Source organism: Grimontia celer (assembly GCF_900055185.1).
Classification (GTDB): Bacteria; Pseudomonadota; Gammaproteobacteria; order Enterobacterales; family Vibrionaceae; genus Enterovibrio; species Enterovibrio celer.
On record NZ_FIZX01000002.1, the window covers coordinates 367,122 to 383,044 of the forward strand.

General features: G+C 44.2%; 19 protein-coding genes. 1 reads left to right on the forward strand and 18 read right to left on the reverse strand.

What is annotated here, in order from left to right; all coding sequences use genetic code 11:
- Positions 1-87: 87 nt before the first annotated feature.
- Positions 88-855, forward strand: a complete 768-nt coding sequence (locus GCE9029_RS11845) for a sulfite exporter TauE/SafE family protein (protein WP_157487808.1) — start codon at positions 88-90, stop codon at positions 853-855.
- Here GCE9029_RS11845 and GCE9029_RS11850 read toward each other — a convergent pair whose 3' ends face one another.
- The 18 genes from GCE9029_RS11850 to GCE9029_RS11935 all read right to left on the reverse strand — a co-directional run bounded on the left by GCE9029_RS11850 (position 856) and on the right by GCE9029_RS11935 (position 15,917).
- Positions 856-1,686, reverse strand: coding sequence for a MurR/RpiR family transcriptional regulator (locus GCE9029_RS11850; protein WP_062663468.1), 831 nt, complete (start codon positions 1,684-1,686; stop codon positions 856-858). It abuts the gene before it with no gap.
- A 104-nt stretch (positions 1,687-1,790) separates the two neighbouring features.
- Entirely contained in the window at positions 1,791-2,036 is a 246-nt protein-coding gene (locus tag GCE9029_RS11855; RefSeq protein WP_062663469.1) for a Rho-binding antiterminator, read from the reverse strand.
- 98 nt (positions 2,037-2,134) lie between these two features.
- Positions 2,135-2,803 (reverse strand): OmpA family protein, encoded by a 669-nt coding sequence (locus GCE9029_RS11860; protein WP_062663470.1) that lies wholly within the window; start codon positions 2,801-2,803, stop codon positions 2,135-2,137.
- 18 nt (positions 2,804-2,821) lie between these two features.
- Positions 2,822-4,162, reverse strand: coding sequence for a TadE/TadG family type IV pilus assembly protein (locus tag GCE9029_RS11865; RefSeq protein WP_062663471.1), 1,341 nt, complete (start codon positions 4,160-4,162; stop codon positions 2,822-2,824).
- 11 nt (positions 4,163-4,173) lie between these two features.
- A complete protein-coding gene (gene tadF, locus GCE9029_RS11870) occupies positions 4,174-4,728 on the reverse strand; it encodes a tight adherence pilus pseudopilin TadF (RefSeq protein WP_082804338.1) in 555 nt (184 codons plus the stop codon).
- Positions 4,709-5,194 (reverse strand): TadE/TadG family type IV pilus assembly protein, encoded by a 486-nt coding sequence (locus GCE9029_RS11875; protein WP_062665620.1) that lies wholly within the window; start codon positions 5,192-5,194, stop codon positions 4,709-4,711. Before GCE9029_RS11875 ends, tadF begins: the two co-directional genes overlap by 20 nt.
- A 1-nt stretch (position 5,195) precedes the next feature.
- Positions 5,196-6,632, reverse strand: coding sequence for an AMIN domain-containing protein (locus GCE9029_RS11880; protein WP_062663472.1), 1,437 nt, complete (start codon positions 6,630-6,632; stop codon positions 5,196-5,198).
- A complete protein-coding gene (locus tag GCE9029_RS11885; RefSeq protein WP_062663473.1) occupies positions 6,629-7,504 on the reverse strand; it encodes a type II secretion system F family protein in 876 nt (291 codons plus the stop codon). Before GCE9029_RS11885 ends, GCE9029_RS11880 begins: the two co-directional genes overlap by 4 nt.
- Complete coding sequence (locus tag GCE9029_RS11890) at positions 7,504-8,430, reverse strand: type II secretion system F family protein (RefSeq protein WP_062663474.1); 927 nt, start codon at positions 8,428-8,430, stop codon at positions 7,504-7,506. The genes GCE9029_RS11885 and GCE9029_RS11890 overlap by 1 nt, the downstream gene beginning before the upstream one ends.
- On the reverse strand, positions 8,427-9,704 hold the full coding sequence (locus GCE9029_RS11895; protein WP_062663475.1) for a TadA family conjugal transfer-associated ATPase: 1,278 nt from the start codon (positions 9,702-9,704) through the stop codon (positions 8,427-8,429). Before GCE9029_RS11895 ends, GCE9029_RS11890 begins: the two co-directional genes overlap by 4 nt.
- Positions 9,701-10,966, reverse strand: a complete 1,266-nt coding sequence (locus GCE9029_RS11900; protein WP_062663476.1) for a CpaE/TadZ family protein — start codon at positions 10,964-10,966, stop codon at positions 9,701-9,703. The genes GCE9029_RS11895 and GCE9029_RS11900 overlap by 4 nt, the downstream gene beginning before the upstream one ends.
- A gap of 10 nt (positions 10,967-10,976) precedes the next feature.
- Positions 10,977-11,516 (reverse strand): hypothetical protein, encoded by a 540-nt coding sequence (locus tag GCE9029_RS11905; protein ID WP_062663477.1) that lies wholly within the window; start codon positions 11,514-11,516, stop codon positions 10,977-10,979.
- Positions 11,513-12,868 carry a type II and III secretion system protein family protein gene (locus tag GCE9029_RS11910; RefSeq protein ID WP_062663478.1) on the reverse strand — a complete coding sequence of 452 codons (1,356 nt, stop codon included), beginning with the start codon at positions 12,866-12,868 and terminating at the stop codon, positions 11,513-11,515. The genes GCE9029_RS11905 and GCE9029_RS11910 overlap by 4 nt, the downstream gene beginning before the upstream one ends.
- A gap of 10 nt (positions 12,869-12,878) precedes the next feature.
- A complete protein-coding gene (gene cpaB, locus GCE9029_RS11915; RefSeq protein ID WP_062663479.1) occupies positions 12,879-13,655 on the reverse strand; it encodes a Flp pilus assembly protein CpaB in 777 nt (258 codons plus the stop codon).
- A 38-nt stretch (positions 13,656-13,693) separates the two neighbouring features.
- Positions 13,694-14,125: an A24 family peptidase gene (locus tag GCE9029_RS11920; RefSeq protein WP_062663480.1), complete on the reverse strand. Its 432-nt coding sequence runs from the start codon at positions 14,123-14,125 to the stop codon at positions 13,694-13,696.
- 28 nt (positions 14,126-14,153) lie between these two features.
- Entirely contained in the window at positions 14,154-14,378 is a 225-nt protein-coding gene (locus GCE9029_RS11925; RefSeq protein ID WP_062665621.1) for a Flp family type IVb pilin, read from the reverse strand.
- A gap of 655 nt (positions 14,379-15,033) precedes the next feature.
- On the reverse strand, positions 15,034-15,480 hold the full coding sequence (locus GCE9029_RS11930; protein WP_062663481.1) for a YeeE/YedE family protein: 447 nt from the start codon (positions 15,478-15,480) through the stop codon (positions 15,034-15,036).
- Between the two features lie 11 nt (positions 15,481-15,491).
- A complete protein-coding gene (locus GCE9029_RS11935) occupies positions 15,492-15,917 on the reverse strand; it encodes a YeeE/YedE family protein (protein WP_062663482.1) in 426 nt (141 codons plus the stop codon).
- Positions 15,918-15,923: the final 6 nt, after the last annotated feature.

Consider the following 15,923-nt stretch of genomic DNA (forward strand, 5'->3'; position numbering starts at 1 on the left):
ATTAGTGATATTGTCTACATACCCAAATAACCTGAATCCTGCATCTTCAGGTTATTTGGGTATGTAGACAATAACGAGATTGCGCGCTTGGAATTTATCACTGACCCTTTGTTCTACTTGATGGCCATCCCTGCCGTACTGATTTACGGTATCGGTAAAGGTGGGTTGGGTGGCGCACTGGGTATCATCGCTGTTCCTTTAATGGCGCTGACGATAGCACCGACACAGGCCGCGGCAATCTTGTTACCTATTCTTCTTGTGATGGACGTATTCGCCGTTCGCTATCACTACCGCAAGGCTGATTATTCAGTGATCAAGAAGATGCTGCCGGGCGCGCTGGTGGGCGTTGCACTCGCAGGCTTCTACATGCAAGCCGTTTCTCAGGCCGGATTGAAGCTGACGATTGGGGTATTGTCGCTATGGTTTTGTGGTCAGTATTTACTGAGCCTGTTAGGAATGGCGAAGCCCGCTAGGAGGCGAAACAATGCGCTAGCAGCCACGCTTTGGGGCGGTGTGAGTGGATTTTCCAGCACTACAATTCACGCAGGTGGTGGCCCTGCGAGTATCTATCTGCTTCCTCTCAGACTCGAAAAAGTGACGCTGGTGGCTACTATGGCGGTGTTCTTCGCGATGTTAAATGTAGTGAAACTTATTCCCTACGCGGCTCTTGGCGAATTCGACGCCAGCAACTTATCAACGGCTTTGATACTCATGCCATTGGCACCTATTGGCGTGGCGATGGGCGTGAAGCTTCTTCACCGCGTCAGTCAGGCGCGCATCTATCAGCTTTGCTACCTGTTTCTTTTCGTGTCTGGCGTGAAGCTTTCTGTTGATGGGATCAGCGGGCTTCTTTGACTATTTCCTGCTGAGCCTGAATGCCAATGATACCGCCAGACTCTGCGCCAAACAGAGTGTTGCGGTTTGGGAGCGAAAGGATTCGACCTCTGCTTCTTTAATCACAAAGCATACGTCGCTGTTTGCCGCCAATGGGCTCACCTGACTGTCGGTAAAAATGATTTGTTTTGCATTTTTCGTTGCGGCGAACTCACACAAGTCAACCGTTTCTGGCGAGTAAGGGGAGAAGCTCGCACCAATCACCACGTCGTTTTTGCCCACCAAGGCTAACTGCTCAGCTGCCATGCTGCCGAACCCGTCGACAATCACAACACGGCGCTCGAGATGACGAAGCGCATAACCCAGATATGAGGCGATGCTGAAAGCACGACGCATCGCTACGATGTATATGGTTTCCGCGTTTTCCAGCAGATCGACGGCTGCATCCAACTGCTCGGGTGCGATTGCATTGGAGAGTTCCTGAAGCGCGACGGTATTGGCGTGACTAAATTGTTGGAGAATGTCTGACGGCGTTTCCAGTTCTCTTTCTTCACCTTGGGCGTTTTGCAGAAGGCGGGCGCGTTCGGTATAGCTGCTTGTTTCCTCAACAAGGTTTTTGCGGAATAGTTGCTTCATTTCGTTGAAGCCACTGAATTCAAACGCATTGGCAAAGCGGATCAGTGTCGAAGGAGGAACATTCGCGTGAGTAGCAATGACGGCAACAGTGTCGAAAGCAATGCTATTGGGGTTATCCAACACATAGTGAGCTACCTGCTGAAGCCGTTTACTCAGGTCGTGGTAGCGGTGACGGATTTGTTGCTGTAATTCAGCGAGGTGAGTTGCAGTTGCCATAGCGTTCCCTGATTTAGCACGTCTATGGCAAGTGTAATATTTCGTTAGAGAATAGGAAATGGAATTTTTGTTCCAATCTTTTTCTAATAGTAAGTGCTGGCGACTTAGCTGAAGGTGATTTCACTGAAGTGAGGGTTATCAACTAAGGCCTTCATCGAGGTAACATTGTCGAGCACAACCAACACTTCTTCACCACCGACATCCAACACCAAACATTCCTCTTTCTGGATATTTCGCGCGGTATCTTTGGCAATGCCTTCGTTAACGCTACCGTCTTTCATCACTAACCTCACTGGGTAGTGATACAAACAGGCGATTTCAACATAGTCATATTCGGCACATTTGATCATGAGCCTTCCCTCCATGGGTGATAGTTCTTTTAGTGTGACCCAAAGAGTAAAAACCCGCTAATCATAGCGGGTCAATATACTCATACGACCTGAAACAGTTATTTTGAGGCTTCAGGTGAAACAGGCAAAGGCACTGCAGCCACCTCGACACGACGGTTCTCGGTTCTACCCGCTGCTGTTTTGTTGCTTTGTACGGGCTTGGTTTCCCCTGCAGAGACAGTTTTGAGTTGCTTCTTGTCTCCGCCAGCACTAACCAAGTAGCCTTTGACTGACTCTGCGCGTTTCAGACCCAAGGTCAGGTTATAAGCGTGCGAACCTATGCTGTCTGTATGACCTGTGATGGAAAGTGGTGTTGATGAGGTTTTAATAGAATCGACTATCCCCGCCAGGATCTTCTTGCCTGTTGGAGTCAGGGAGGACTTATCAAATCCGAAGTGTACTTTGGCGATTAATCCGCTCTTTCCTTGTTGAACTTTAGGGGTTTCACGTACCAATAATTCTGCACATTCTTTGTTAAGGCCTGCGTTTGCGAGGGCGTCTATGAAGAGCGGAGTTGTAGGGTGAGCCTTCATAGGCCTTTCTAATTGAATATATTGATCTTTGTGGAAAAAGACTTCCGTTGATTGACCAACTTCAATACGGAAAGCGACCTCAGTATTTTTATCTGAACAAATATCCTCAAATACAGTCGTCGAAATAGTGTTTGCTGACGCTGATTGAGCCATCAAAGTCAAAGCAATTGCAGTTAGCGAAATAGATGCCTTCATAGCGTTCCCATTGTTTCCTTAACTTCCAAAGTACAAACGGCCAACTTCTTCACTGATAAGCTCAAGAACCGTATTATAAATATCTTGATACGAACTTGCCGATTGAATGTTCTCGGCGCCAGCGCAGGTTTGAAGACCCGGGTTTCTGTCGATGTCATAGCCAAAACCAATAACAAAGATACGTGCTTCAACGTTACGGCCATTAATCTGTCTTTGCTCTAAGCGATTAATAATGTTGTCGCAAAGCCCAGCATTATAAAGTCTCAGCGCTGCGTAGGATGGGTAACGGGTGTCACCAGCATAGTCAGGATGCCAATCCGCTCCGTCTGACAAGACGATGATCAATTTCCGTACATTTTCACCATTGTTAACAATTTTTGCAGCACTAAGAATGCCTTCATACGAGGCTGTACCGTGACTGGGATAGAACCCATCTATGATTGAACGGAAAGTTAGAAAATCATCGGTGAGAGCTAACGTGCCAAAGACTGAGCTGTCATTTGGATCTCTATTAGAGATGGTAGTTTGGGAACCCCCCAATGGGTTAGCGACCGTCGCACCATAGTTGATGTTTGGGATATTCTGCCACCAACGCCAAGATCTATTTCCTGAATTATTTAGGTATTGGACGTCGCTGTAAAAGGTAGTGCCATTGTGAGGATACATATTATATCCAACGAACGCGGCTTTATTCGCCAATAGCTCGCCGTTAATTTCTTGCTCGGTGGAGTCGTTATAAGACTCCAACCTTTCTGTGACACGTTTTATAACTTCGATAACACCTTCATATTTTGTATTGATATTAGCAAATTCGCCATCATCATCATCTCCGCTCCAATCATCTAGCATTGAGCCTGAAAAGTCAGCGACAAAGGCAACATCAATTGTAAAACCTTGATATTTCCTTGCTCTTGCTTCTCCACTCATTGTGACGGTTTCGTCATATCCGTAGCGATAGTCATTTTGTGGGTACCAGCTTGTGAAATCTGATTCAACGTTCACTTTATACTGGGTAAATATGAATCCGTCTCTGTCATAAACACCAGGCTTTCCGCAATCCTCGCCATAGATTTCATCACAACTCAATCGCTGAATACTAATGTCTGATAGGTCTATATCGCCATCTGGGGCAAAATTATCGACAAACCCTTTTGCCAGAATCCTATTTTCTTGATTGGATGTAGATGCGTTTGCTGCCACTGCAAGAGACGCCATCTCTACGCCATCATTGACTCTTGCATGAGTCTGGAGGTATCGAGTGGACTCTATTGCAAGAACAAAAACACTCAGTAAGAGAGGGAAAATAACAACGTAGAATATTGTTGCTATACCGCGCTGATTGTTAATTCTAGAGTACATGCCAATTCTTCCTACCGAGCAACAGATATTGCAGTTGAACGAGCGAGTTCCCAAGTCTCACCCATTAACTCACCGAACATATTGTCTGTGCGATAACAGATAGTGACTTGATATAGTGTTAATCGGTTGCCGAAATTAGTGACTGGGGCTAATTCTAATTTTTGACTTAGCCGAGTGGCGGGTTCGCAATTATAGCCACCAAGGTCAAAGGTACCGTTCCCACTGCCCGAAGAGATAGGTTGCTGCTCACTGTTAAAGCGTTGTTGTTCAATGAAAACGCCTAATCGGCTCGAATCGAAACTTTCCATTGTTGCCTCTAGTGACTCTGAGACTAAGCGCAAAAATGTGGCAGCTTCAACTGTCGACATGTCGTCTTCCCCATCAAAAAGCTGTGTTCGTTCTTTAATGAGACTGACGGTGGAATAGGCTAGGCGGTCTAACTTACCCGCAACTGCCTGCTTTGAGACAATATCCATGGTAAATACAACAACAAAACTGAACAAAATAAGAACCATCACCAGCTCAATAGTAAAGGTGCCTTTTTGTTTATTGGCTAAATTGGTCACGTTCAAATTCCTGAATAGCAAAGACTTCCCGGGTAAAATTCATCGTGTCGGCATCATACAAATAAGAAAACATGGGCTCATATTGATAACTGACGCGGTAAAGGGCTATTGGCTTATCTGACCCAACGGAGCTTCCTACTCGAGAAGCAGCTTCGTTTATAGAGTTGTAAAACTCTACGGAAACGGTGAATTTATTGGGGTCTACAACGCTCGTCCAAAAGTCGCCACTATTACGAATTGCATTGCGAAAAACCGCGTCATAGTTCGCGTTCGCAGATGCCCTTGCGGTACGAGAGGATTCTGCAATTGCGTAATCAACAACAGATGAGAGGTAACCAATGACACAAATCTCAACCCAAAACATGAGAAAGAAAAAAAAGAGCAAAAAACCAATGACAAACTCGGTGGTAACTAAACCGTTTTGATTATTTTTTCCCGGTGATAACTGCCTATTAAGCGAATTCATCTTAGCCATCCCAACGAATTGTTAGGGTCTTTCCCTGCACCGTTATTTCTGGTTTTTCTTTTGTATTCTCGCGCATTTCAAGCACGATACGGACAAAGCTTTTGTGTTCACCAAGTTCAATAGATTTGGCCGGACCGTCTTTTAGGTAACGCTTTCTCTTGGTTGTGAAGTCTTTTGCACCTTGAACGTCAAAAACCCACTTTTTACGTTTCTCAAGATATTGAGAATTGATTTTTCCTAGCTCGAAGTCGGATGTGGCGATGTATTCACTTCCTCCGTCAGCTGGCAGATAGCGCATATCAGTTAACAAGTATCTCGTTCGCTTATTTTTCTTCGAGGTCTTTTTGGTGCTTTCTTGCGACATCTTTAAAGCTTGCTGTTGAGCGACGAGTTCTTCTTTATCCTTCTTTGCTTCCATCGCAGCTTTCACCCGTTGGCGGGCCAGTTCAAGAGGGTCAGGTTTTTCCGATGCAATGGAAGTTATGCTGGAGTTTTGAGCAGTGATAACAACTTTTTTGTCTTCATCCGTTTCTATAATGGTTGAATTCTTTGGAAGAGCAGAGATAGGTTTGGCTTGCTTTTGGATTGCTACCAATGTTTTAGCAACATCCTTTTGTGGCTCTATCTCTTTTTCCTTCCTCGCGGGTGTTGCAGCTTTTTTGTTTGCTGATGCGTTGGTAGTATCTCGAGAAGCTAGTTTTTCTGAGGTCTGAGCAAAGCTGTTGAAAGGCTTAACATGGTTGAGGCTAGAATACCTTTTACCTATCTTTTCTCTATCTCCTTCACTTGCCAGAAGCTGGCTAAACTCACGAGAGCGTCCTGACTTCGCGAGTGATAGCAATAAATTGGCTTTTACGATTTGATCTGCTCGCCCGTTGACAACCAGAGGCCAAAGAATGTCAGCAGCCTGATTAAAGTCTCCTCTTAGCATCGCAACCATGGCTAGGTTGTTCTTAATTGTAGCGTCGTTAAAACCATTAAGACGGGCATTTTCAAAAGCCTGTTTTGCCTTTTCTAACTCACCTCGTTGAGCGAGAAGCAAGCCTTTAAGGTTATATGCCTCTGAATTGCCGTTATCTAGACGTAGCGCGGTATTTACATGTTTTTCTGCAGCGTTGAGCCTATCTAGATCGTACAACACATTTGCCCTGAGCATCTCCAACTTCGCGTCTTCGATCGCCTCCAATGGTATCAACGCCAACTGAAACTGTGCCGCTTCAGGATCGCCGGACTTGTAAAGCGCATCTGCTAATTTATGTCTTAGTTCTGGAGAAGGATTTGCTTTGAGTTGCTCCTGATAGCGTTTAACCAGTGAAGCATAGTTACCGGTTTGTAACAGAAGCTGCTCTCCTTTCTCGCCCGCATACTCATCAACGATGCCGCTAGAGCTGCAGGCGGTCAACACCAGAAAAGACGCCGCAACAATTATGTGTTTCATAGTCTCTCCATCATTCTCATTACACCCGGAGCAACGATAAGTATGACGACAGGTATCATGATAAAAATGATCAGGGGAATAGACATTTTTGATGACAGCTTTCCTGCTTTCTCTTCCAAAGAGAGGAGCTGTATCTTCCTAATGTCATTCGAAAGCGTGGTTAATATTTCATAGACGGAGGTACCGTGTTGCATGCTTTGCGTCAGGGTCATGACAAAGCTGTGCATTTCAGGTGAGGGCACTCGCTCGTAGAGATCTTGGAGTGCCTGATCAATACCGACTGTCCTGGCTCTGTCACTTAACCGCTTCAACATATATGCGATGTCGCGGTCGAAAGATGCCATCTCCGAAGTAAGATAAAAAAGGGTTGATTCAATGGTCATCCCTGTTTGAACGCAGGTAGCCATCAGGTCTAATAGGAATGGAAGTTTTCGCGTGATTTTGAGGGCGAGCGCGCGGCGTCGCATTTCCAAATAAAGGTCAGGACCGATAACGAAAACCAGAGTCAATACGGATAACCAGATGACTTTGTTAAGTATTTCCTCTTGAATGGGTGCGTCGCCAGCCAATACAACAATGGCTGAGGCCACACCAAAAACTGTGTATTTTATTAGGAAAAAGTAGGGTGCTAGCGTTGTATTGTAGATTCCAGCACCGATAAATTTCTCTGTAATTTCGTTATTACTAGCAGCAAAGAATGAAGCAATAACACGAGAAGCGTCGGAGAACGTGGAGGGCTTATCTAATTGGTTTATATCGAGTGCTTGTTCGATACTGTTTTTGCGCTTCATATTTCCAAACAAGATTGTAAGGGTCATGGCAGCGCCAATTGCAATCAGAATGATAAAGAGGAGCGTATATGGACTATTCACTACTTCACACTCCTCATTAGCCAAGCAATGATACCAATACCAATCGCCTCACTCGCCAGAGTGTAGTAGAGCAAATACCTACCTCTGGGGTCATACATGACGTAGTCGTAGTTTTCCGGTGCAAGAAACCGCAAAACAACGAATAAGAAGAAAAATGGGATTGCACAGATAATGTAAGAAGACATTCGAGCTTCCGCTGTTAATGCCTTCTTTTTCATTTCAATACTCTTAGCGTCAAAAAGTACTCGGTTAAGGTTGTTAATGACCCGACGTAACTGACCACCGCGGTTTACGTTTACCCGCATGGCAATCACGAAAAACTGGAACGTTGGAGTAGGAAATCGTTGACATGCCCTGGCGAAAACAGACTCAGTTGACTCACCTAGGTTTAGACGTTCCCCCATGGTTTTAAATTCACGGCCGACGATATTGTCGAGAGATTTTCCAACATATTGAATCGCATGAAGTAAACTCTCACCTGCGGATACTGAGCTGGCAATCATGTTGAGCGCATCCGGAAAGTTATCTTCAAACTCTTTTTGGGTTCGATACTCCAGATAACGAATTCCGATAAATGTCACTATTGGGTAGGTAATGATAAGGGAAGCTTGTGAGCTAAACCCGAAGACAGTGACAAAAACAAATTCTCCAACAAATGTCGCGGCAAAATAGTAAGCCAATACTTTGAGAATCGCATAGTCGCCAATGTCGTAGTAAATGTTTCTTAGAGACCTAGACAGACGCTGCGTGAACGTGGTTTTGGATAGCGCCTCCATATCAACGGCTCGGTTCTCAATTAACTTTGTTTCAGGCAGAGTATTGTTTTCTCGCAACATGCTTTCTCTGCGTTCGCTAAGCTGAGCTTGCCTCCTCATGATATAAAGGCCTACACCTATTAAACCAATGAAAAACAAGTTTTCGATCATGCTTGCATCCCGCTAAATATACTTTTTAGCTCACTGTCCAAGCCGAAATAGCGTGCTTTTTCATAGAGAGCAGAACGTTCCATTAACCCCGATGTGATAAAACGCCCCAGAATGCGGCCTTGGCTTGAAAAACCTTGGTGTTCAAAACGGAAAATTTCTTCCATTACTACTCCGTCACCTTCCATACCTACCACTTCACAGATGCTCATGACCTTACGGCTACCGTCATGTAATCGACTGATTTGAATGATGATATCTATTGCACTGACGACGGTGCGGCGTATAGCTTCAAGTGGCAGAGAAGAAGTTGCCATCATGACCATGCTCTCAATACGTGAGATTGCATCGCGTGGGCTGTTGGCGTGGAGAGTTGTCATTGAGCCATCGTGGCCCGTGTTCATCGCTTGAAGCATTTCGAATGTTTCTGCGCCCCGACACTCACCGATGATGATGCGATCTGGACGCATCCGAAGAGCATTAATCACTAATTGGCGTTGATTGACTTCGCCTGTGCCTTCAATACCTGCGGTACGTGTTTCAAGACGCACAACATGTGGTTGTTGAAGTCTAAGTTCTGCGGCATCCTCAATAGTGACAATACGTTCACTCTCAGATACGTACTGAGACAGCGCATTCATCATGGTGGTTTTACCGGAACCCGTACCACCTGATATCACGACATTCAGACGGCACCTAGAAGCGATAATCATCAGCTTGGCGACTTCCGGACTGACGGCCCCAAACTCGATAAGATCGCCAAAACTGATGCTTTGCTTTTTGAATTTACGGATGGAGATTGATGCACCATCAATGGCGATGGGGGGAAGAACAATGTTGACTCGGCTGCCATCTTCAAGGCGGGCGTCACACAGAGGAATGGAGTCATCAACACGACGGCCAACCCTAGCTGCGATGCGCTTAGCCACGTTGACGAGCTGCATGTCATCCATAAAGGTGATGCGTGACTTCTCAACCAGGCCCTGTCGCTCGATGAAAACATTGTTAGGTCCGTTAACCATAATGTCAGATATTGAGTCATCTTCCATTAAAGCTTGAATTGGCCCTAAACCGCGAAGTTCGTCATAAAGCATGCTAACGAACTCATTACGCTGTGACGCTGAGACTGCCTCTTTGTCTTGCTCCAGCAACAAAGAAATAGCCTGAGATAGCTGATTTTTTAAATCTTCTCTGCTCAATGTGGAAACAGCTTCCGCATCTAAAGCGTCAAAAATTCTGGTTCGTAGAGAGACGTATAGCTGACGAGAAGGATTCATTGATTAGCTCCCTTCTTACGGAAAAAGGGGAACAGGCTTTTAACGCGACTTGGTGTGGCTTCTTCTCCAACGATTAAAGAACACAGGGCGCGCAGTTGGCTACCCAGTTTGGTTTTCCCGCTGCTCAACATGTTGCCGCTAACTAATGCTTCTTCGGCAGAAATCTCGTATGGAAGTACGATATCAATGGGTACGTTGAGGTATTTGACAATTTCAGCCTCAGTCACACTATGAAATCTAGAAGCCCGATGTTTGTTCAGCACAAGAATGATTCGTACTGCTTTTCTTAGCTCATTTTCTTCTATGTGTTTTTTTATGTTATTAAGCAGAGCTGCCGTTTCTCTCAAACAAGAAATGGTGGGGTCCATGACGACCACTGCAACATCAAGTTGCTTCATCAAAATAGTTGGCCTTATGTCGAAACCTACAGATGCTGAAAGATCGTCAATGATAAAGTTGGTTTCGCTAGAGAGGTTTCCAATTACTGTATTGGTTACTTCATGGAAGTCTGATGATGATTCGTTATCCAACCCTAGAGCGAGATAATCCAAGCGGTGATTAACTCTGGTAACGAGGGATTTTGCGATTGCTTCATCGATATTACCTCCTGATTCAACCGCATTGAGTTTGCGTTTCTCTCGATTCTTCACGCCAAGGAATATATCCAGATTCCCTGAAATGTAGTTGTTATCGACGACTACACAGGAAGCTTGCTTATCATTTGAAAGCAGCCATCCTAGCTCTGCTGTGATGAGAGATGTGCCAATGCCTCCGCGTGTTCCTATTATCCCGATACGCTTTGCGCGTCGGCGGTGCTTGAAGTTAGCGGCTTCATGTTGGGCCAATACACCTTCTATGAACTCGGCGAGCTCAATTTTTGAAACTGGCCACAGCAGATAATAAAAACCAAACGTCTTCAGCTCTCTGACCACAGAAATAGAATCTACGCTACCTATAATCAGAACAGAAAGTGATGTTGGGAGGCGCTCAGAAAGTTGGCGACACTCTTTTAAAATGTCATCACACTCCACGAGATCAATAATGGCGACTTGGGCGCGTAGTTCTTCGACTTGCCCGGGAACTTCGTCAAATTTGTATGTGTAAGCAGTTGGCTGTGACTCGCCGATAAAACGAAATGTTTCCTCAACCAATGTCTTAGATGCATCTGTTTTATGAAACTGTATAACCTTGATGCCAGATTGATTGCCAAGGTTAGAGAGCTCACTCGTCGAATCTTTCTTTAGTAGTTCGTCAAAGATCATTTCGTCTCTCTCACTGGCCGTTTTGCGGTAAAACTGTAATGCGGTTTTGGCCTGCCAGTTTTCTGTCTGGATGCAACATAGCTTGCCACCTCAGGTTATCTGAATAGCAGCCATCATCACCTGATTGATACTGACCAATGACGCGCTCATTACAGGTTCGTGTTTGAACCTGGTAAATCGTCGTTGACAGAGAAATCATGCTCAATGCCTCTGAGTCGCTTGACCTTAGGTTAACTAACTCACTTGGCGTTCCAGACTCAACAAGCCACGTTGATGCATCTTGAGCCAGTTTTTTGGCGTTTTTTCCTTTCCAGGAAATTTCAGCACCATAGATTAGCAACCTTTTCTTGTTCTCCCTCAAGTAGGCGAATAACTCTTCCTTAGCTTGGAATCGCTTTTTGTTTTTTAAGCTGATGGTATAGGTGTAAGTGACAGGGGTAACTGTTAGATCACCACCCTCTACCGCTAGATGATGCACCTGTTGGCACCCGGTCAGGGTTAGTGCTCCAATGACTATTGCTGTCACAAAGTAGAATTTGATTGCGATCATTTCTTGAAGCCCCCAGTCGCTAAAATCTCTTCTTGCCACTTTGCCGTGTCAGGTGTGGATTCGAAATCGATTCCGAAGAACCTCGACAATGTGCTCGTTGACTTCATGGAAGGCAGTGTGATGTTTGCAGAGGAGATTGGTGCTACCAATGAGACAGTAGCAACAATAACCAGCTCTGTTTTTCGCCGAGTTGTTGTTGAGTGACGGAACATTGCACCCAAGATTGGCACATCGGCGATAAATGGAATTTTTGACAGAGATTCTTGGTCTTCAGTACTCAGGAGTCCGGCCAATACGAAACTCTCCCCATCTCCAAGCTCAATGGTAGTTTGTGCACGACGAACACGAAATGCTGGAATATCGAGTGCTGTTTCACCGAACTGTTCGTCAACTGAACTTACAGATGGTATGAGCGTTAACATGATTTTGTCATCTCGCTGGACTTCCGCTGCGAGTTCTAAACCGATTCCGAAAGACTTGTAGTCGATCACGTATCCGTCTGATGTCAGGTAAGACACTGGAACTTCACCACCTACCAGAAAACTGGCTGTTTCTCCCGATATGACGGAAAGGTTGGGTTCGGATAACACCTGACCAATTCTGTCATCATTGATGGCAGAAATGTACGAGGCAATATTGCTACCTGCATCACCAAGTCCAGTTATTGCTCGAAAGAATTGGCCATTATTGAACACATTTTCGAATGCTGTACCCCATTGGATACCTAACTCATTGACGATTGAGCTGTTCACTTCGGCAATAGTGAGCTTAACGTTGACTTGCTTAGTGACTGTTACTTCTAAATTATTAACAACTCCGTGATAAACCTTGTGTGCAAGGTAATCAATTTCTATATCAGGAGTGTCAGTATTGATAGAAACCAGAGTTTTAGCTTTTTCAGAGGGAGCCTTGGTAAGTAGTTCTCCTACCATGGCATAGATTTCGTCTTTTTCCTTTTGGGTAGGGACAGTTCCTCCCAATACTACTCGGTCACCTAAATTAAGCACTGACACGCTGGCATTTGGGTATTGAGACGCGATCATTTGCTCAATACTAATAAGGCTTTTGTTTACGACGATGCGCTTTTCTAGCAATGTAGTGCTCTTGTCACTGAAGACAATCAAGGATGTAGTCCCAATATTCCTTCCAAAAACGACTAAACGGTTGTTATCGATTACTTGATAGTCGGCAATCTCCGGATCAGCGATGAATATGGTTCCTATGGTGGAATCAAAGTGCATAGATCTGGCGTCGCCGGTACCTAAGTTTATAATCCCTGCTGCTTGTGCAGTCAGCGAAGCTGTTAGCAAAATAGTGGTGAAAATAATGTTATGGAAACGGAAATTCAGCATTCCTTGCTCTCTAATTAAAAGCTTTATTTTGGCCACGGATCTCGATGACCGATTTAAAGTTGGGCAACACATCGTGTGTGTCGGCATTCATGCTGATGGCTGCTGATTGGCTTAATGACTTAACCACTTCAATAATTCCAATTCGCCTTGCAATGACCATTTTTCCTACTTGTTCTCTTGCCAGTTCGATGGTGATTGGCAAACTATCGCTGTTAGGTTTGTTATCTCCTTCAATAGCGAGGATTTTTACATTATTGAGCAAGGGAGAAACGGAAAGAGTGCGGAAAGAGTTAATTGATCTATTTCGCCCTGATTCGCCGATGTTTTGGTCATCAGATGTAAGTACCAACACATCGATATAATCCCCAACTGCAATCCCCGAACCTAAGAAGTCGCGATTGGTAAGACTAAACGAATAGGGTGTCATACCTGGCTTTATTGCTGCCTCGATATAGCCCGGATCGCCAGGCGAAATGAAATCATTTTGGGTGATGTAGGAAATGTTTGAGATATCTTTGGCTGCAATCATGCCCCCAACGATTTCTAATCGAGTATCTTGCGCGATGCCATTTTGCATTGCTTTCTGCTCTTTAACGCGAAAATACCTTACGTTTTCCCGAGTCAGAATGTCCCCTTTTTTCAAGGGAGTTTGCAGCTGGGCAACCTGAAAGGTTGGTACTGAAGTATCTACAATTGGGGTTTGATTGAACCTGAACATTCCGGTCAAACCTAAGAGACCAATAGTGATTGTCAGTACGGCGATAACAAAAAAAAGTCTTTGGCTCATTTGTCTACTCGGTATGTCACGTACACATGGCAGGGAATTTAGCTAATTGCACTCAGGTGAATGAAGAACAAACTGGAAACAACAATTGGAAAGCCATATGGAACCCCCCTTATACGACTACTTTTCAAGAACTTAGATTTTAGTAAGATGAAAATGGCTACAAAGCCGCCTACAAAGGTGATCGAAACTAAAGTTAGCAACCAAAATTGGCTGTCGATGATCAAGGCGTATGCCGAAAAGAGTTTTACGTCGCCAGCACCAATTATTCCCAATGAGAACAAAAACATGCCGAAAAAAACAACAATAAAACCTCTAAGTATATGCAACTCAATGCTTTTATTCTCATAGGCGATGAGTAAGCAGCAGGCTAATACAGCTAAATTTAACCTGTTGCTTATTTTTCGCTCTTTGATGTCCGAATAAACAATAACCATAGAAATAGTTATCAGGACTAAATCAACGAGGAACATTCGAGTAGGTATCAGACCAATTCGTTAATTATTCGCCTGCACCGCCGCCGCCTGCAGAGAAGTCATTAGCGGAACCGATGTTGGAATCAATTGTATCCATTGCATCGCTCAACGCTTGACCAAGACCACCTTCTGTTATAACTGCAAGAACAATTGCAGAGATAGCAACACCGATGATTGCGTATTCGATAGCTGTTACGCCGCGCTCGTCACGAGCGAAAGACTTCAGAAAGTCTGAGAACATTGAAAGCATCATGATTGGAAACTCCATTTATTTTGTAAGTAAAATCTAAACAATCATTATTTAAAAGCGAAAATGAAAAAGATAAAAATCTCGCTTAAATAACCAAAGTCGAAACATAAGATATATCTGATATTCAAATTAATCTACCTGACTTACCAGACCTATTTATTTCAATGATGAACCAGAAAATCACATGTGAGACAGTGTGGGGTGGTTGTAAATCTGTTGAGTAATTAATTTGTTGAATATAAATGAGAAGATAATTTGATATTGGTCACGAATATATATATGAAATTAGTTTTCTTGTCTAATGCTTAAATCAGATGAGATTCGTCATTATTTTTTACTTTGTTTGAATTGGGTCACGGAATTTTTTTGTCAGAGAAATGTTAAATATTCCTAACCTATTGCAATTAGTTTAATGGACATATAAATAGAATTACATATGTTTGCAGTTTATTTTATGCATGGTGACTTTTAATATGGACACTTATTTTCTCAATTAAATTGTAATAATTGTAAATAAAGCGCAAATTTTGAGCAGAATAAGAGGAGTGATTCGGAGGAGTAAAATTGACGCTGATCAATTTTTGAGCGGGAATGTAAATGAGCAACTTCCCGCCGTAGACAAATATAATGTGACCTGTTTAGAGAAAAATATTACTTATCCCTGAACTTGGTAAGCCAATTTAGCTTTCTTTTCTGTGAATATGTTAACCAGATACATACCAATGAGCATGCTGGCAAAAAACAAGACAATCACCCCTGAACCTGATCCGAGAGCAGTGATGGCGGGGCCTGGGCAGATACCTGCCATTCCCCAGCCAACACCGAAAATAAGGGAACCGCTTACCAGTTTTTTATCTATCTCTTGATTTTGGCTTACAGAGAAAGATGTTGCGAATGTGGGCTTCGGCTGTTTTCGAATGAACAGAAAATAACCTGGCAGGAACACCATCAGGGCACCGCCCATCACAAAGGCCAAACTTGGGTCCCACTGGCCAAACACATCAAGGAATCCGATCACTTTAGCCGGGTTGACCATACTGGATATCATCATTCCCAAGCCGAAAAGAAAGCCGGAGAGAAGTGCAATAAGTCTAAAAAGCATAATGACCTTCCTTACAGATGTAGGCGGATGAATACAGTAATGAATGCGGCTGTCATGAAGGTTAGCGTTGCTGCCATGGAGCGTTTTGAAAGACGGCCCATGCCACAAATGCCATGTCCGCTTGTACAACCATTGGCAAGTTTGGTTCCTATTCCTACCAGTAGGCCTGCTGCAACAATGAAGAAGGGAGAAGAGTCTGCATTCGCAGCGGCGAAGTCGGGATAACTAATGCCACTGATTGATGCAAGTATGCCTGCCGCCACCATCCCGCCAATAAACAGTAGTCGCCACGAAACGTCCGACTCTTTCGGTCGTAGTAAGCCACCGACGATGCCGCTGATACCAGCGATACGCCCATTCAGTGCCAATAAAACTAATCCAGAAACACCCAGAAGCATGCCACCTAACAGCGCGTCCCATGGTATTTGAAATGCCATAAATAC